Genomic DNA, 16,226 nt, shown 5'->3' on the forward strand with positions numbered 1-16,226 from the left:
GCAGGCCCCCGTACCGACGCGAAACACGAGAGCGCGAGAGAAGGAGACGCAGTCATGGAACCCGTCGAAGAGCGACTGGCCAAGGCGATGGAAGCGCTGGAGACCACCAGGGCCGCCCTCGCCGGCGCCGAGCGGACACTGCGGCAGGCGTCCGTCGTCGTCATGGCGAAGGACCGCTCCGTGGAGGTCACGGTCGGAGCGCAGGGCGAAGTGACGGCGATGCGGTTCCACGACGGCAAGTACCGGTCCATGGCTCCGGCACAGTTGGCCTCCGTACTCCTGGAGACGATCGGCCGGGCGCGCTCCCTCATGGCTCGCCAGGTGCTCGACACCTACCGTCCGATCTCCGAGAGCGTGCCCCAGGTCGGCGGGGTGCCCGGCGCGGAGATCGACTGGGACGGCCTGTTCGGTTCGATGGTCGGCGAAGGCGGGGCCGGCCCCAGAAAGAACCCGGGCGGTCGACTGCGTGACGAGATCGTGGAGGACACCGCCTGAGGTGCCCGCCGCAGTACTCGGCAGACCGGTCCCGCGCGGGCACCGGACGTCCCCTCGGCACCAGCCCGACCCGGAGGAAGCATGTCCCACAGCTCGTTCGAAGCCGACCCGAACCTGACCCGCAGAGGCGCGGAGGTCCTGGCGAACATCGCGGAACACGCGCACGCCCTGGTCAACGACCTCGCCCACCACAGGTCCGCGCTCAGCGGCTGGGCCGGCCAGGACGACGACTACGCCCAGCAGGTGGGCCCGCAGATCAGGACGACGTACAAGCGGACGCTGAACTCGGGGCGGCAGATCACCGACGCCATCGTGGCGGTGGTCGACAACACGGCGGGGTCGGCACGACACGTCGAGAAGGCCCGGACGGAGGCTGTCGACGGCATCGTGGACGCACAGGCGGCGTACGACGGCAGGCACTGAGTCATGGGCGATCTGCGGGTCTCTCCCGAGTGGAACGCGTTCATCACGGCTCTGATCGGTGCCGGCTTCATCGAGGCGAGCGAGACGGGCGCGAAGGTCAGCGGCGAGACGCTGGACGGTTTCGGACGTCGGATGGCGTCGCTTGAGGAGGAGATCGCGTACTCGGTGCGGCACATCGGTGACTCGTTGCCGGGTGACGCGGGCCGTGAGTACGTACGCGCGATGTCGGTGCTGACGGGCTCGGACGGCGGCGTGAACCACCTCCAGCTGCTGGAACGCAGCCTCAAGGAGGTGGCGGCCGGGCACCGTGACCAGTCGCTGAACATCCAGGAGAGCAAGTGGCAGATCGTCGCGGAGCTGATCCGGCTGCTGATCGAGCTGACGATCCTGGCGGCGACGGCATGGTTCAATCCGGCGGCCGGTGGTCAGGCGGTCGCGGCGAAGGTGCGCAGCCGGGCCGCGTTCCTGACGGCGCTCGATCTGTTCCTGCGGCGTTCGCACCTGCTGCCGAGTCTGAGCGAGGCCCTGGAGGAGGCCTTCCAGACACTGATCGTGCGTCTGGGGCTGATGGCGTTCAACGAGCCGGACATGAAGCCACACGGAGTGGACTGGAAAGCGGTGTGGCAGAGCGCCGCGTTCGGCGGGGCGGCGGGCTGGCTGTCGGGGCCGCTGCGCGGACTGGCGGAGAAGTTCAACGGGCTGTTCGGCAAAGGGCCGGGGCAGGGGCTGACCAAGAACCTGTCGGACGACGTCGCGTCGAAGTCCGTGCGGAATCTTCCCGCGGGGAGCAACAACAGCCGGTCGGTCCTGGACTCGGTGACCTCCTCCCCGAGGAAGGTCTCGGAGTTCGTCGCGGACGGTCTGACGGAGGCACTTCCGGAGTCGCTGCTGGCGATGGCGTTCTTCGGTACGCCCTGGTCGTGGAGTGCGTTCGGGATGGCCTTCGCCCTGTCGGGGACGAGTGAACTGACGACCGGCATGCTGCACCAGGGGGTCGCGAGCGGAGTCGGCGACCTGCGGCAGGCGACGGCGGGGAACCGGGGAACGGCATCCCCGACTCCGGTCGCCAAGAGCGGGACGGTGTCCGGATCGGGCGGCCACCGCCGGAGCGCGGGCCGTGACAGCACGCCGGGCGCGGTGAACAGCCTGGACGCCCTCGACTCCCTGGGAAGGGGGTCGAGCATCGGCACGGTGCCGGATGCCGCAATGACGCAGGTCCGGACGCCACCGGCCACGACGCCCGCCTCGCACACACGGACCGAATCGGCGGAGTCACCCCGCCAAGCCACCGCCTCCGGGAGCCGGAGCGGCGCGACGTCCACCACCGACACCTCTGCGGACTCCGCCCGTCGAGCGGGCGTCACGGAAGCCGGTCGCCCTCCTGCCGCTGCCGCTACCGCTACCGCTTCGGAGACCGCCCGTACGACGACCGGCTCCGCGCCCGCCGAGGGGAGCCGCTCTCCGGCCGCGTCCACCTCGTCCACCTCGTCCACCTCGTCCGAGAGAACGCCTTCCTCCGCGACGACGGCCGGAACGAACCGTCCCGTGCCCGGAGCCCCCGCGGAGACCCCTCGACCGGCGACCGCGTCGTCATCCACGTCACCCGCGTCACCCGCGACCGGCGCCGAACCGCCACGCTCGGCGCCCCAGTCCGGACCGAACGCCGCACGGACCGGGACCACGACGACGGGAACGGCGACGGCCACGACGACCTCTGGGTCCGGCCGCCCGTCGGCCGCTTCCGCACTCCCCCCGGAAGCAACGCCCACCGACACCACCGCCACTCCCCCACCGGTTCGTCCCGCGGTCACCGAGACCAAGGCCGGAGAGGCCTCGCCGACGAACACACCCACGCCCGCTTCCGACCCGGACCCGAACCCGGACCTCGACCACGACGCCCTGCGCCGCAGGCTCTCCGACGAGTGGCGGACGAACACCCCGGGGCCGGACGATCTCGCCCTCGCCCACAACATCGTCCGCACCCACCAGGTCCTGACAGCCTTCGAGCCCGCGCTCCAGCCCGCCTTCGACGCCGTGGACCCGGGCCACCTGGCCGTCTACGCGGTAGCCCTCGACCTGCGTGTCGACAACGACATCGAGCAGGCCGAAGCCCTGTCCCGCCGACTGGCCGCGGGCCGTCCCAGGGCCGAGCGCGGCTATCTGCCCGGCGGCAGCGGCCGGGGCCTGCCCGGCGAGGCGCGAACCGCGCGGGGTGCCGGCGGTTCCGACGACACAGCCCGTACGCGCGGGCCCCGCGGCCCTCGGGGGACTCAGGAAGCCTCGTCCCGCAGGGCCGTCACCGATCCCACGACCGGGGAGCCGAACCGGCTCCCATCGGAGGCGGTGGGTGCGCCCCCGGTCGCCGCCCGGCCCCTCCCGGCCACGCCCGTACCGCCTCGGTCGCTCGAAACGACAGCGGACGTCACCGAAGCCGGACGGACGCGGACGACCCCAACCATCGAGCCGGGACGTGGCACAGCGGCAGCCGCGGCGGAGCGCCGCCGGCCCGCCGAGTCGAAGACGGCACCGACCGGTCCTCGCAGCGCCACCCGACCGGTCACCGAACGACCGTCCGCCGGAGCGGGCAGGCGCAGGCCGGATCCCGCTCTCCCCGCCTTCCGACAGCGCGATGTCGTCCGTACGGTGTCGGTCGAGGACGCGCGGTACCAGGTGCTCCAGGTGGAGCCGGACGGTGACTGCTTCTTCACCTCGGTCCTCGCCAACTCCACTCGGCAGCTTGCCGGTTCACCGCTGAGCGAGCTGAACGTCCAGCAGCTCCGCGAGCAGGTGGCCGGCTGGCTGGCCGGCGACACACCCGCCGCCGAGGCACAGCGGCAGAACCTCGACTCCGGCCCCACCCCACTGCTCACCCTGCTGAACGACCTCCCTCTCAGCCCACTCGAAGACCTCCTCGGCCACCGGGCCGCCGAGCTGACGCCGGCGCAACTGGCCAGGATCGAGGAGGATCTGATCCGTCCGCAGTACGCCCGTGAGCTGGCCCGGAGATTCGACGACCCCGCCGACCGGGCGATCGTCGGGGACTTCACGGCCGGTATGGCGGCCCGGCTCCTGCCGGATTTCACCCCCGACCCCGCGCTCGTCCGGCCGCAGGACCGCGCCCGGTTGGCGGCCGACCACCGCCTGGCCGCGCTGCGTGCCGAAGCGGCGCGGCTGCTCTCCGAGGTCACCCCCCGCAGCGAGGCCGCCTACAGCTTGCTGGCCGGCCGCTACCAGGGCATCGCAAGGCTCAAGCCCAGGCTGCGGGACCTTCTCGATCTGACGCCCAGCGCGGCGGCCCAACTCGCGCTGCACCACACCGACATGTGGGCGACCCCGTTCTACGACCAGGTGCCACAGCTCACCGCGGTCGCCCTCGGCCTCAACATCACCACCGTGCAGACGATCGAGGACCTGCCGGGTGACATGGCCTTCGCGAACCCGCTCAACCCGTCGGCGCCCCAGTCCCTGTACCTGTACTACGAGGGCGACCACTACTCGGCGATGACACAGGTGGGCGGGCCGGTCCCGGTCCACCGGACCCAGCTGGCCGCCGAGGACGCCCAGCCCACCGAGAGCCCGGAGAGCGAACTGGCCCCCGCGGCTCCGTGGAACTCCGCTGTACGGCCCGAGCTCGACGCACTCGCGGAGGCGTTGCGCGCACATGAGGCCAGCGAGAGTCTCGTCGCCCGTCTGAACGACCTGTCACCGGACGCGGTCGAGCAGCTCGGCGCCATCCTCGCGAAGGGAGCCGCGGACACCGCCGGGCCCCGCTCGCAGGACATGAAGGCCGCATCCCTCGGTGCGGCCGCGACCGCGCGCCGACGCCGTCGCGACCGCAGCCGACCCGCCCCGGCCTTCACTCCGGATCCCGTCACGATCGCCTTCCCCGAACGGTCCGCGACGATGGCCTCACAGGACCGGCCACGACTGGACGCCCTGGTCGAGCTGATCTCGGAACAGGCCCTGTTCAACCGGCTCGTGAGCGTGCCGCTCCCGGTGATCCGCCTCGCCGTCTCCCGACCCCGGCGCTCCCGCTTCGTACGGTCCGGCACGGATCCCGGGGTACTGGCCGACCTCCGTGCGCAGGGCACCGCACAATACGTGCGGGACCGGCTGACAGCCGTACTGGACGACAAGCAGCCGGCCACCCGCCGGTTCAGACTCACCGGCGACGACTTCCGCATCGAAACCGGCGCTCCCTCCGATCCGGTACCGAAGGACACGGCCGCCGTGCCCGCACACGCCGTCGCCGTCACGGTCCAGTACAGCCCCGACCTCACGCCGGCCCAGGAGGAGGCAGCTCCCGGAGTCGTCCGGGACGAGTGGGACCACCTCGCCCACGCGGTCAATCCCCGCCGGGACGCGGCTCTTCACATGGCGCTCACCCTGGTGCGCGGTCACCAGCGCGTCGAGGGATTCCGGTTCGATGCCGACCCGGACTTCGGGGAACTGCCGCTCGCCCACCGAGCCGTGTACGCGGTCGCCGTCAGTATCGTCCGCGACCCACACGACGTAGCCGCCGCGAAAGAACTCTCCCGCGGCCTGGCCGTGCATCAGCCTCAGCCACGAAGGACGACCCCGGGAGTTCCTGCTGCTTCGCCCGACCTCCCGGCCTCCTCCGAACGAGCCGCCGGCCGTTTCCTGCCGGTCTCGCCCCCGACCTCGCCGGGGGTGGCCGCGGATGTGGACACGGAGGGGGTTTCCGGTGGTGTGGTCTTCGGCAGTTCGTCCCCGGGCGTGACGGTGCACCAACTCCCTGCGGTGCCGGGTTCCGGCGAATCGACGACGGCTCTTCCGTCCCTCCCGTCGTGGGCCGATGAGCTGTCTGCGCGGGTGCGGAGCACTTCCCCCGCGGAGTTGGTGTCGTCGGTGGCGATGCTGCGGCAGGAGGAGCGGGCCTGGCTGGCCTCCGACACCGGACTGGTCTCCTCCCTGCGGAAGTCCCTGCCGGGCGCGGAGTTCACGAAGATGGCGACGGCCCTGCTGCTCGACGTGCATCCCGGCGTGCATCAGCCCGTCTCGGCGCGGCTTGAGGCATACCGGCTGATCTCCGCACTGCTCGTGAACGACGACGTGGCGACCAGGCTGCTGGCAAGCGGGTCACGGGTGGTGATCGTGCCCAGGGACACACCCATGACCGCGCTGGAACCCTTCGCCTCCCTGACAGGCCGCCCGCTGGGCGACGGCCGCGTCTGGGACGACGTACGAGGCGGCTCAGGAAAGGTCACGGCGATCACCGAGGAGAACCTCCTCGGTGAGACGACACCCTTCGCGAACAGCGTGTACGAGGACAAGTACTCGACGACGGTGCACGAAGTCGTGCACGCCGTCGAACGACACGGACTCACCGACACCGACCGCCGCCTGATCAACGAGGCCTTCGCCTTCCGACTGGCCCAAGGCCCGGACTCGGCGTGGCCGGACGGCCCACGCCGTGACCCGTCGGGCCGCGAAGTGGACAACTACTCCGCCAAGAACGCCCACGAATACTTTGCTCAGTTGACGAACGCCTATCTCGGCGTCAACCACGGACACGACCCCTTCACCGGACAGCCCCGCAACAACGGGGCCCATTGGGTCCGCACCCACGAGAAGAAGCTGCTGCCCCTGTTGCGGCGGCTCTACGGAAACAATCCTCGGGTCGTTGCGACAGCACCCGCCAATCCGGTCGCCACCACACGCGAGGAGAACGAGAAGTACGCGGCCGTCCGCGCGCTGTTCGGTGACACGTCCTCGCAGGACATGGGGGCTCCGTCCGGGCAGCCGACCGCTGCCGGGGGCGCCGGTGCGAGGCCACGCGGTGCGCGGCCGGGCACGGCGGAAGAGGGTGTGACACTGCCGCCTCCCCCGGTGTACTTCTCGTATCCGACGCAGGACATGTCGGTGGGCGATCTGACCAGGTGGAACGGACCGCTGACACCAGCCCAGACCAATTCCGTCCAGTTGCAGGTGCAGACGTTCCTCGGCACCGCGCGGCTGAGTGCCGCGCGGATCATGCTGCACCGGCTCGCGGAACGCCGTGCGGCTCTGATCCACACACCGTTCGAGGCCGAAGCGCAATGGCTTGAGCAGTGGGTGAGCCAGTCGCTGGAGGCCAGCAATCACAACCCGGTCATCTCGGCACCGCCCAAGATAATCAATTTCTTCTGGATCGGGCGTCCGATGAACCTTGGCGCCGTCGGGAACGTCCTTGACTGGGCTCAGCGGGCCAGGGACCACGGGTGGGTGGTCAATCTGTGGACGGACAGCCACCCGGCCTATCCGGGCGGACCGGCGCTGAGCACCTGGCACGAACCCACATACGAAATGCTGGTGCGCGCCGGAGTGCGTTTCCGTGATGTCGATGAAGCTCTGCCGCCCACCATTTCGGTGACACCTGGGCACCATGCGCTCACCTTGGAACAGGCACAACTGGTGAAGCTGCGCAGAATCTACAACAACGCCCGGACGGCATCCAGGGCGTTCCCCATCGGCAAGGACGTGGCGCAACTGGCGATCCTGCTCCGTCAAGGTGGCGTCTTCAGCGATGTGGACATCACGCCGGGAGAAGCGGAGATGTTCTCCGCGCCTCGCAGGATGGGCCGCTCCGACATACCGCTCATCGGACCCATGTTCCGGGACGACAAGACGTACCAGGACCAGCGTGTCGCCATGGCCGCACTGCTGGGAGTTCCGGTCGGTGGCCTGACGTCGACCGACGTGGCTCTGCATGCCATGGCGGACGGCCGGTACGGCAACGCTTTCATGATGACCGTCCCGCACACCTCCTTCTTCTCACGCGCCATTGATCTGATCGACAACGACGTCATGAGCTGGAACGGCCATGAACTCGCGAGCAGCGGTGTGATCGCGACCGGCCCGATCCTGTATGTGCGGGCGGCCGTAGCGCAGGCGAACACCTATCAACTCGACATGGCGGAAGGCGAGTACGCCAAGGGCGTCGACCTCTACGAGATGCGGCGATGGGCACGTGTCGGCTGGATCACCGACGAGAGTGAGAACCAGGTCGATCTGCCCGGCCCTTCCGGCACCCAGAACCAGTTCTCGTTCCTGCCTGTGCCTCCGCCGTCGTCGGGTGCGGGGGTGCAGGAGGTGTCCGGTGGTGTGGTCTTCGGTGCCGGGGAGTCGGGTGGTTCGTCGTCGGGTGTGACGGTGCACCGGATCTCCGCCGAACCGGCATCGGTGTCCGGGGACGCGATGTCGGGGCATGTGGCTGTTCCGTCGTGGGCCGATGAGCTGTCGGCGCGCATACGGAGCACTTCCCCCACGGAGCTGGTGTCGTCGGTGGCGATGCTGCGGCAGGAGGAGCGGGCCTGGCTGGCCTCCGACACCTCCGACACCGGACTGGTCTCCTCCCTGCGGGAGTCCCTGCCCGGCGCGGAGTTTACGAAGATGGCGGCGGCCCTGCTGCTCGACGTACATCCCGGCGTGCATCAACCCGTCTCGGCGCGGCTTGAGGCATACCGGCTGATCTCCGTACTGCTCGTGAACGACGACGTGGCGACGCGACTGCTGGCAAGCGGGGCACGGGTGGTGATCGTGCCCAGGGACACACCCATGACCGCGCTGGAACCCTTCGCCTCCCTGACGGGCCTCCCGCTGGGCGACGGCCGCGTCTGGGACGACGTACGAGGCGGCTCGGGAAAGGTCACGGCGATCACCGAGGAGAACCTCCTCGGTGAGACAACACCCTTCGCGAACAGCACCTACGCGGATAGTTATTCGACGACCGTTCACGAAATGGCTCATGCCGTCGAGAGGTACGGGCTCACCGCTGACGAACGCCGTCTGATCGGAGAGGTTTTCGCCGCCCGCCGGGCCGGGGGCCTTGACGTGCAATGGCCTGACGGCCCACGCCGTGACCCGTCGGGCCGCGAAGTGGACAACTACTCCGCCAAGAACGCCCACGAATACTTTGCTCAGTTGACGAACGCCTATCTCGGCGTCAACCACGGACACGACCCCTTCACCAAACAGCCCCGCAACAACGGGGCCCATTGGGTCCGCACCCACGAGAAGAGACTGCTGCCACTACTGGAACGGCTCTACGGCACCAACCCGCAGGGCGGCGTGACGTCACCGGCGAACCCTGTCACCACCACCCGTGAGGAGAACGAGACCTACGCGGCCGTCCGTGCGCTGTTCGGCGAGACCTCCCCGGACGAAACCGAAACGGTGTCCGGGTGGCCGACCGTGCCCACGAGTGCCGACAGCCTCTCGCACGGCGCCGGCCCGGCCACCCACCGCCAGGAAGCGGAGATACTGCCGCCACCACCCGTGGTCCATTACACGACTCCGGCACCGGATGCGTCGGTGGGCGATCTGACGAGATGGAACGGTCCGCTGACGCAGCAACAGACGGACCTCGTCATGGCCCAGGTGGGAATGTTCCTCGGCACCGCGCGGCTGAGTGCCGTACGGATCATGCAGCGCCGGCTCACGGAACGCGGTACGGCACTGGCCCGCACACCGTTCGGTGCCGAGGCGCAGCGACTTCGGCTGTGGACGGAGCAGCAGTTGATGGCCCCCCACCACAACCCGGCTCTCGCGGCACCGCCCAAGAAGATCCATTTCTTCTGGATCGGGCGTCCGATGAGCCCCGGCGCCATCGGGAACATCCTCGACTGGGCTCAGCGGGCCAGGGACCACGGGTGGGTGGTCAATCTGTGGACGGACACCTCTCCGGCCTATCCGGGCGGACCGATGCTGAGCAATTGGCACCAGGAGCCGTACACCATATTGCGGCAGGCGGGCGTGCGGTTCCGTGACGTCAACGAGGCCTTGCCGCCCGGCATCCAGGTGACTCCCGGAAACCATGGGTTCACTCCGGACCAGGCACAACTGGTGAAGCTGCGCTCGATCTACGACAACGCCCGGACGACCCCGACGGCGTTCCCCATCGGCAAGGACGTGGCGCAACTCGCCATCCTGCTCCGCGACGGCGGCGTATTCAGCGATGTGGACATCACGCCGGGACGGGCGGACATGTTCTCCGATCTCCGCAGGATGAGCCGTTCCGACATTCCCCTCATCGGGCCCATGTTCCGGGACCAAAGGACGTACGACCATCAGCGCGCCGGCCTTGCCCGACTGCTGAGAACGCCGGCCGGTCGCCTGACTCAGGCCGACGTCGCCCTGCATGCCATGGCGGACGGCCGGTACGGAAACGCTTTCATGATGACCGTCCCGCAGTCCGCCTTCTTCAGGCGTCCATCGACGCCATCCCCGACGAGGTCATGAACTGGGACGGCCAGGAACTCGCGAGCAGCGGTGTGATCGTGACCGGCCCGGCGCTGTACGCCCGGGCAGCGACGGCACAGGCCAACACATACCAACTGGACATCGCGAACGGCGAGTACGCCAACGGCGTCGACCCCTACGAGATGCGGCGATGGTCGTACGTCGGCTGGATCACCGACGAGAGTGAGAACCAGGTCGACCACGGCGTCGCCCTGGGTCCCCACGACGCGGCCGGCTTCCAGCCGCCACCGCCCGTCGACGCGCGGTCCGGTTCGCCGGTGTCGGGGGGATCGGTGTTCTCGGCGCGGGAGCCCGCCGGGGACGGCGGCGGGAACCGGAGTCCGGTGCCCGACGTCGACCCGGTCCTCATCCCGGAGACGACCGAGGAAGCCGTGCGCTCCGTGCGTCGCGCGCTGGCCGAGGGCTCGATTCCCCAACTGCCCGCCGAGCAGCGGCGGATGATGGGCGCCGACCCTCTCCTGATGGACGCCCTCATGTCGGCGCTGGGTCCTCACGGATTCGCGCGGCTGGCAGCTCAACTCATGGTCGTCGTCCCACCCGGAGCGCAGCGCGCACCCTCCGCGCGACGCGTCGCACACGACATGGTCGCCCGGGTGCTGAGCAACGCGTACGTGGCCAGGCACCTGTTGCAGAGTGGTGTCCAGGTGCTCGTCCTGCCGAAGAGCACACCTGTCACCGACTTCCCGGAGTTCCGCCACCTCCGGGACCTGACAGCCGACGACGGTCGCCCCTGGAACGGGATCAGAGCTCTTCAGGACGGTGGCCTGGTCGTGGTCTCCGAGGAGAACCTCCTGGGTGAACTCGGCCCTGACCGCGCCAGATCGCACGGCGCCTCGGATCTGCCACACGAGTTGGCTCACGCGATCCACCGACTCGTGCTGGGAGATGCGGCGAAGAGACTGATCGAGACGTCCTACGCGAACCGGCAGCAGGCCGGGTACGACGCGCCGTGGCCCGACGGTATCCGGCGTGATCTGTCGGGCAACCCGAAGGACAACTATTCCGCGACCGACGTCCTTGAGTACTTCGCACAGGTGACTACCGCCTACTTCGGAGTCAATACGGGACGCGACGGTGACACTCTGCGTGTCCGGTCGAACGGCGCCGACTGGGTCGAGGCGAACGTGCCGGAGTTGATGCCCCTGCTCGTGCCTCTCTACGGGCCGGTGGCCGAGGCACGCTTCGAGGAGGTGGCGAACCCCGTCGACCGTACGGTGCGCGAGGACGAGGCCTTCGACGGTGTCCGCGCTCTGTTCGGTGACGAGGCGCACGGGGTGAACGAGGTGGACGAGATGGACGGAGTCGTCGGACCGGACGCCCTGTCCCGGCAGTTGCGCCAGACCGCGACGCCTCCGCCGGACGCGGACCGGCTGCTGCGTGAGCTCCCGGACATGGACGGGCCGGAGCGCCTGCGGACACTCGCCTCGCTGGCCCCGGAGCACCGGCGTTGGCTGTCCGTGCACCGAGAGTTCGTGGACACGCTGCGGTCCCGCCTCCAGCCGCCTCGATTCGCCGAAACAGCTGCTCAGTTGATGCTGGACGCGCCGGACGGTCTGGCGGCCCCGGAGACGTCGACGGCGGTGGCGCGAGCGTTGTTCGCCCGCCTGCTCATGGATCCGGACGTGGCGTCGCGGCTGTTGAGCAAGGGCTCGTACCTGGTCGTGCTGCCGGACCGGATGCGACTGACCGAGGTGCCGCAACTGCGGCACCTGCGGGGGAGGTCCCACAGCGGTCTCCGCTACGACGACGAGGCCGCTCTGGGCGGCGTGATCGGCATGGTCGTGCCCGAGCGGCAGTTCCTCGGGGGCGGCGCCGAGGCCTCCGCCGAGGATCGTGTCCGCGAACACGGCAACGTCGCGCTCGCTCTGGCCGGCACGGTGTTCCTGCACGGGATCACCGAGGACGATCAGTTCCTGGTCGACTCCGCGTACCGGGCGCGAAGGGACCGGGGACCCGACGCGCCGTGGCCCGACGGCATCCGACGCGACCGGAGCGGAGCCGCGCAGGACAACTACGCGTCCATCAACCCCGCCACGTACTTCGTGCAGTTGTCCAGGACCTACCTGGGACTCAACGCGGGGCACGACCCGAACACCGGGCGTCTGCGGGCGAACACCGCCGCCTGGGTCACGGCCCACGAGCCGGCACTGCTACCGCTCCTCAACCGCCTGTACGGTTCCGCGCCCACGTCGGCTCCGGCCACGGCGAGCACGGAACCGCCACAGGACCCGTCCGCCGCGTCCGGCTCCTCGCGGCAGCGGACCCGCGACACCGGACAGCCCGGCGGTACGACGTTCACGGGCGAGCCCGTGACACACCCGGCCGCGGAGCCCGCCACCACGCCGGAGGAGCCAGCCGCGGTGGCGGTACCCCCCGCGGACTCCGTCGGGCGCGTCCTCGCCGCTCCGACCGCGGGCAACGACAACGACAGCCGGGCCGCCGTGTCCGGCGGCACGACGTACACCTCACCACCGGCCGCGGTGACGACCGGACGGACGACGGCGCCGGCTCCGGTGCTGACTCCTCTGCAGGAATCGGATGTCGCTCGCGCCGCACAGGTCACGCGTGCGCTGGCGGCGCGAGGGGAGCTGGTCGCACTGTCGGTGGAGCGCCGACGACAGCTCTCGCTCGGCGCAGGCCTGGTGGACCGTCTGAAGGCGGACCTGCCGGCCGCGGAGTTCGCCCGGCTGGCGGCGCAGTTGATGGTCGAGGTGCCGGCCGCCGTGGAGCGGGCGGCTTCGGCCCGGGTCGAGGCACACCGCATCGTGGCGCACATGCTGGCCGACGCGGATGCCGCGGCGGCACTGCTCAAGCGTGGCGTACGGGTCGTCGTCCTCCCGAAGGACATGAAGATGACCGATCTCCCGCAGACGCAGTCGTTGCGTGGACGCAAGTCCCCCACCGGCCGGTCCACAGACGGCATCAGAGGTGTCTCGATCGGTACCACGGTGGTCGTCTCCGAGGAGAACCTGCTCGGTGAGTTCTCGGCCGTCGGCGAGGGCGCCGCCTGGTCCGGGGACTCCACGACGGTCCACGAGATGGCCCACGCCCTGATGGGGCACGCCCTCACCGCGCACGAGCGCGACGTCATCGACGCGGCGTATCTGGTGAAACGCGCTGCGGGGCCCGACGCGTCCTGGCCTGACGGCATCAGACGGGACATCCTCGGCAACCCGACGGACAACTACTCCTCCCTCGACGCGGACGAGTACTTCGCGCAGGTGGTCACCGCCTACATGGGCGCTCACGCGGGATACGACCTCTCCACGTACCGGCCGGTCAACAACGGGGCCGACTGGGTCAGGGCGAACGAACGCGCGCTGCTGCCGATCCTCCAGCGGCTGTTCGGATCCGCGGACCAGGCCCGCCTGGACGGACCGGTCAACCCGACCGACCGGACAGCCGCGGAGGAGCAGGCCTTCGGCGCGGTGAGGGAATGGTTCGGGGACACCCCGGAGAACTCCACTCGCACGCGGAACGACGTCGTACGTCCCGCGAACGCCGACGAACTCCTGCGTTCGCTCCCGCAGCGCAGTCCCGACGAGCGTGCGGGCGTTCTGGCCGGCCTGCGGCCCGAGCACCGGCGCTGGCTGTCGGTCCACCACGGGTTCGTGGACGCCCTCGCATCGCGTCTCGACGCACACGAGTTCGCCGCCACGGCTGCCCGGCTCATGGTCGAGGTCCCCTCGGGATCCGAGACCGCGGGACACCAGGCCCGGGATCTGCTCGTCCGGCTCTTGGCCGATCCCGAGGTGGCCGCCCGGCTTCTGAAGAGCGGCACGACGGTCACCGTCCTGCCTTTGGGGACCCGGCTGGTGGATCTCCCGGCGTTCCAGGACCGACGCGGTATCACCGAGGCCAACGGCGTTCAGTGGGACCGGGCCAGGTCCGCCGGGGGAATCACCGACACGGTGATCGCGGAGGAGTCGCTGTCCACCCCCGCGGACGCGCTGCGGATGCTCACCCAGACCCTCTACTCGTTCGCGTCGAGTCCTGACGACCGCCGTCGTACGGCCGCCTCCTTCAGGGCGCGGAAGGCGCTGGGCCACGACGCGCCCTGGCCCGACGGAATCCGCCGTGACACGCACGGAACGCCCACGGAGAATCTGTCCTCGCGGCTCCCGCTCACCTATTTCATCCAACTCACCAGCGTCTACCTGGGGCTGAACGCCGGGACGGACGCCCACACCGGCCGTCCGCGCGAGAACGGCGCCGCCTGGATCGCGACACACGAGCCGAGGCTGCTGCCCCTCTTCCGACGCCTGTACGGTCCCACCCCGGCGGCCGGGACCGGCCGTGCCGGAGTCCCGCCCGTGCGGGAGCCCTCCGTGCCGACGGGCGGTGCCGCACCGGTGACCGGACGCTTCCTGCCCGCCCCGGAGCCCGCGACGCGGGACGGCTTCCTCCCGGTGTCCGACGGCACCGTGTTCCTGACACAGCCGGACGAGCCGGACGAGTCGAACAAGCCCGACGAGACACCGGGAACGCGGCCCGCGCCTGGGACCGACCGCCCGATCGGCAAGCCGCTGACCGTGCGCTTCCCCCGCGGGTCACGGTGGATGCAGGCCGACCAGGACCGGGACATCCGCGCACTCGCCCGGCGTACAGCGGTTCAGGCGCTGAAGGACCGTGCCGAAGGGCGGCAGCCCCAGGCCATCCACGTCAGCGGCCGGGGCAACAGCACCGACCACGCCGCCTACACGGGAAGAACCCGGGCGAAGAACACCGCCCGCGTACTCGAAAACCACCTCGCCGCCGCGCTGCGGGAGTTGCAAGGCGCGACCGCCGATCCGCTCACCACTCGCGGGCTCGACATCCGCTACGGCTTCGAGGACACCTCGGAACAGGACCGGGTCGACCCTGCCACGCGCCGTACGGCGACCGTCGTCCTCGGCGACGACGTTCCTGACGGCATCGAATGGACGTCGCTGCGCGAGCCCGGAAGCAGGGACCGTCACGAGCGCGCCGAGACAGCACTGACCGTAGTGTTCGGCAAGGGCGGCAAGGACGTGTCGGCGCGGGAGGCGCGGCATATCGAGGACCTCGCCCGGCGGATCGCGGTGCGCGCGGTGCGGGACCGGGCACGAGGGCTCCGGCCTCCGGAGATCCAGGTGGCCGGACGCGGCAACGGCCGCGACTCGGCGGAGACTACGGGCCTGCTGCGTGCGTCCAGTACGCGGGCGGAGTTGCAGCGGTGGCTGGACCTCAAGCTCGCCGAACTGCAGCCGGACGCGACCGAGCCCCTCACCGTGCGGGACCTGACCTTCAAGGACGTGTTCGACGACGCGCCGAGGGCCCTGTACGAGGATCCGCTGACCCGTCGCACGGCGACGGTCACCGTCGACTGGCCGGACGACGAGGCGGCCGACGACCGGTCGATGAACCCCGACAGCGTCATCGGCCGGCCCGCGGAGCCGGACAGCGTGGTCATGCGGGACGGCACCGTTCTCGCACTCCGCGCGGTGCTGGGTGCCGGCGACGGCTTCGTCGAGGCGGCCATGGAGGCCGTCCGGGATCCCGAACTGGAGACCGTCTGGTATCGCGCGGACGGCACCCCGGATCCGGACGTCGTCGACTCGCTCCGCGCGAGCATGGCCGCCGAACTGACCGAAGTGGACCTGCCGGAGCCTTCCCCGGATTCCCCGCCGGGGCCCTTGTCCGCCACCGCTGAGGAGCTGCGGCAGATCGGCATGACACCCCAGGAGGTACGGCTTCTGGAGGAAGAGAACGGAACCGTCACCCTCGGGCCCGCCGAGCTGACACCCCTGCGGGCCGCACGCCTGCGGCTGTTGCGGTCCGGCGGCTGGGACACGGCGACCACAGCCCTTGCCGTGACCGCCCTGGCACGGCTGTTGCTCCTCGACCTCACCGTCGTCGGCCGGGACACCGGCACCGAGACGACAGCGAACGCGGGACGTACGCGTGCGGTCCTCGTACAGGACGACGGCCGTTTCCGCTTCGCCGTGCCACACCCCGACGAGGACGAGAACCACGCACCGTCACGTCCGTAACCGGCCGTCGACCCAGCAGAGTCGACCCAGCGACAA

Annotated in this window: 4 protein-coding genes; all 4 read left to right on the top strand. The window is 70.2% G+C overall.

Annotated features, from left to right (window positions below):
* Positions 1-54 precede the first annotated feature (54 nt).
* The 4 genes from ACH4DZ_RS24665 (at position 55) to ACH4DZ_RS24680 (ending at position 16,190) form a co-directional block, all read left to right on the top strand.
* On the top strand, positions 55-495 hold the full coding sequence (locus ACH4DZ_RS24665) for a YbaB/EbfC family DNA-binding protein (protein ID WP_398289469.1): 441 nt from the start codon (positions 55-57) through the stop codon (positions 493-495).
* An 81-nt stretch (positions 496-576) separates the two neighbouring features.
* Complete coding sequence (locus ACH4DZ_RS24670) at positions 577-918, top strand: hypothetical protein (RefSeq protein ID WP_398289470.1); 342 nt, start codon at positions 577-579, stop codon at positions 916-918.
* 3 nt (positions 919-921) lie between these two features.
* A complete protein-coding gene (locus ACH4DZ_RS24675; protein ID WP_398289471.1) occupies positions 922-10,158 on the top strand; it encodes a hypothetical protein in 9,237 nt (3,078 codons plus the stop codon).
* Positions 10,155-16,190 carry a hypothetical protein gene (locus ACH4DZ_RS24680; RefSeq protein ID WP_398289472.1) on the top strand — a complete coding sequence of 2,012 codons (6,036 nt, stop codon included), beginning with the start codon at positions 10,155-10,157 and terminating at the stop codon, positions 16,188-16,190. Before ACH4DZ_RS24675 ends, ACH4DZ_RS24680 begins: the two co-directional genes overlap by 4 nt.
* Positions 16,191-16,226: the final 36 nt, after the last annotated feature.

The organism is Streptomyces sp. NPDC017991 (assembly GCF_044328075.1).
In the GTDB taxonomy this organism is placed as follows: domain Bacteria; phylum Actinomycetota; class Actinomycetes; order Streptomycetales; family Streptomycetaceae; genus Streptomyces.

What these genes read in the sequence shown, in the direction of transcription:
- ACH4DZ_RS24665 (WP_398289469.1), top strand. Translation starts at nt 55, where the DNA reads ATGGAACCCGTCGAAGAGCGACTGGCCAAGGCGATGGAAGCGCTGGAG.
- ACH4DZ_RS24670 (WP_398289470.1), top strand. Translation starts at nt 577, where the DNA reads ATGTCCCACAGCTCGTTCGAAGCCGACCCGAACCTGACCCGCAGAGGC.
- ACH4DZ_RS24675 (WP_398289471.1), top strand. Translation starts at nt 922, where the DNA reads ATGGGCGATCTGCGGGTCTCTCCCGAGTGGAACGCGTTCATCACGGCT.
- ACH4DZ_RS24680 (WP_398289472.1), top strand. Translation starts at nt 10,155, where the DNA reads ATGAACTGGGACGGCCAGGAACTCGCGAGCAGCGGTGTGATCGTGACC.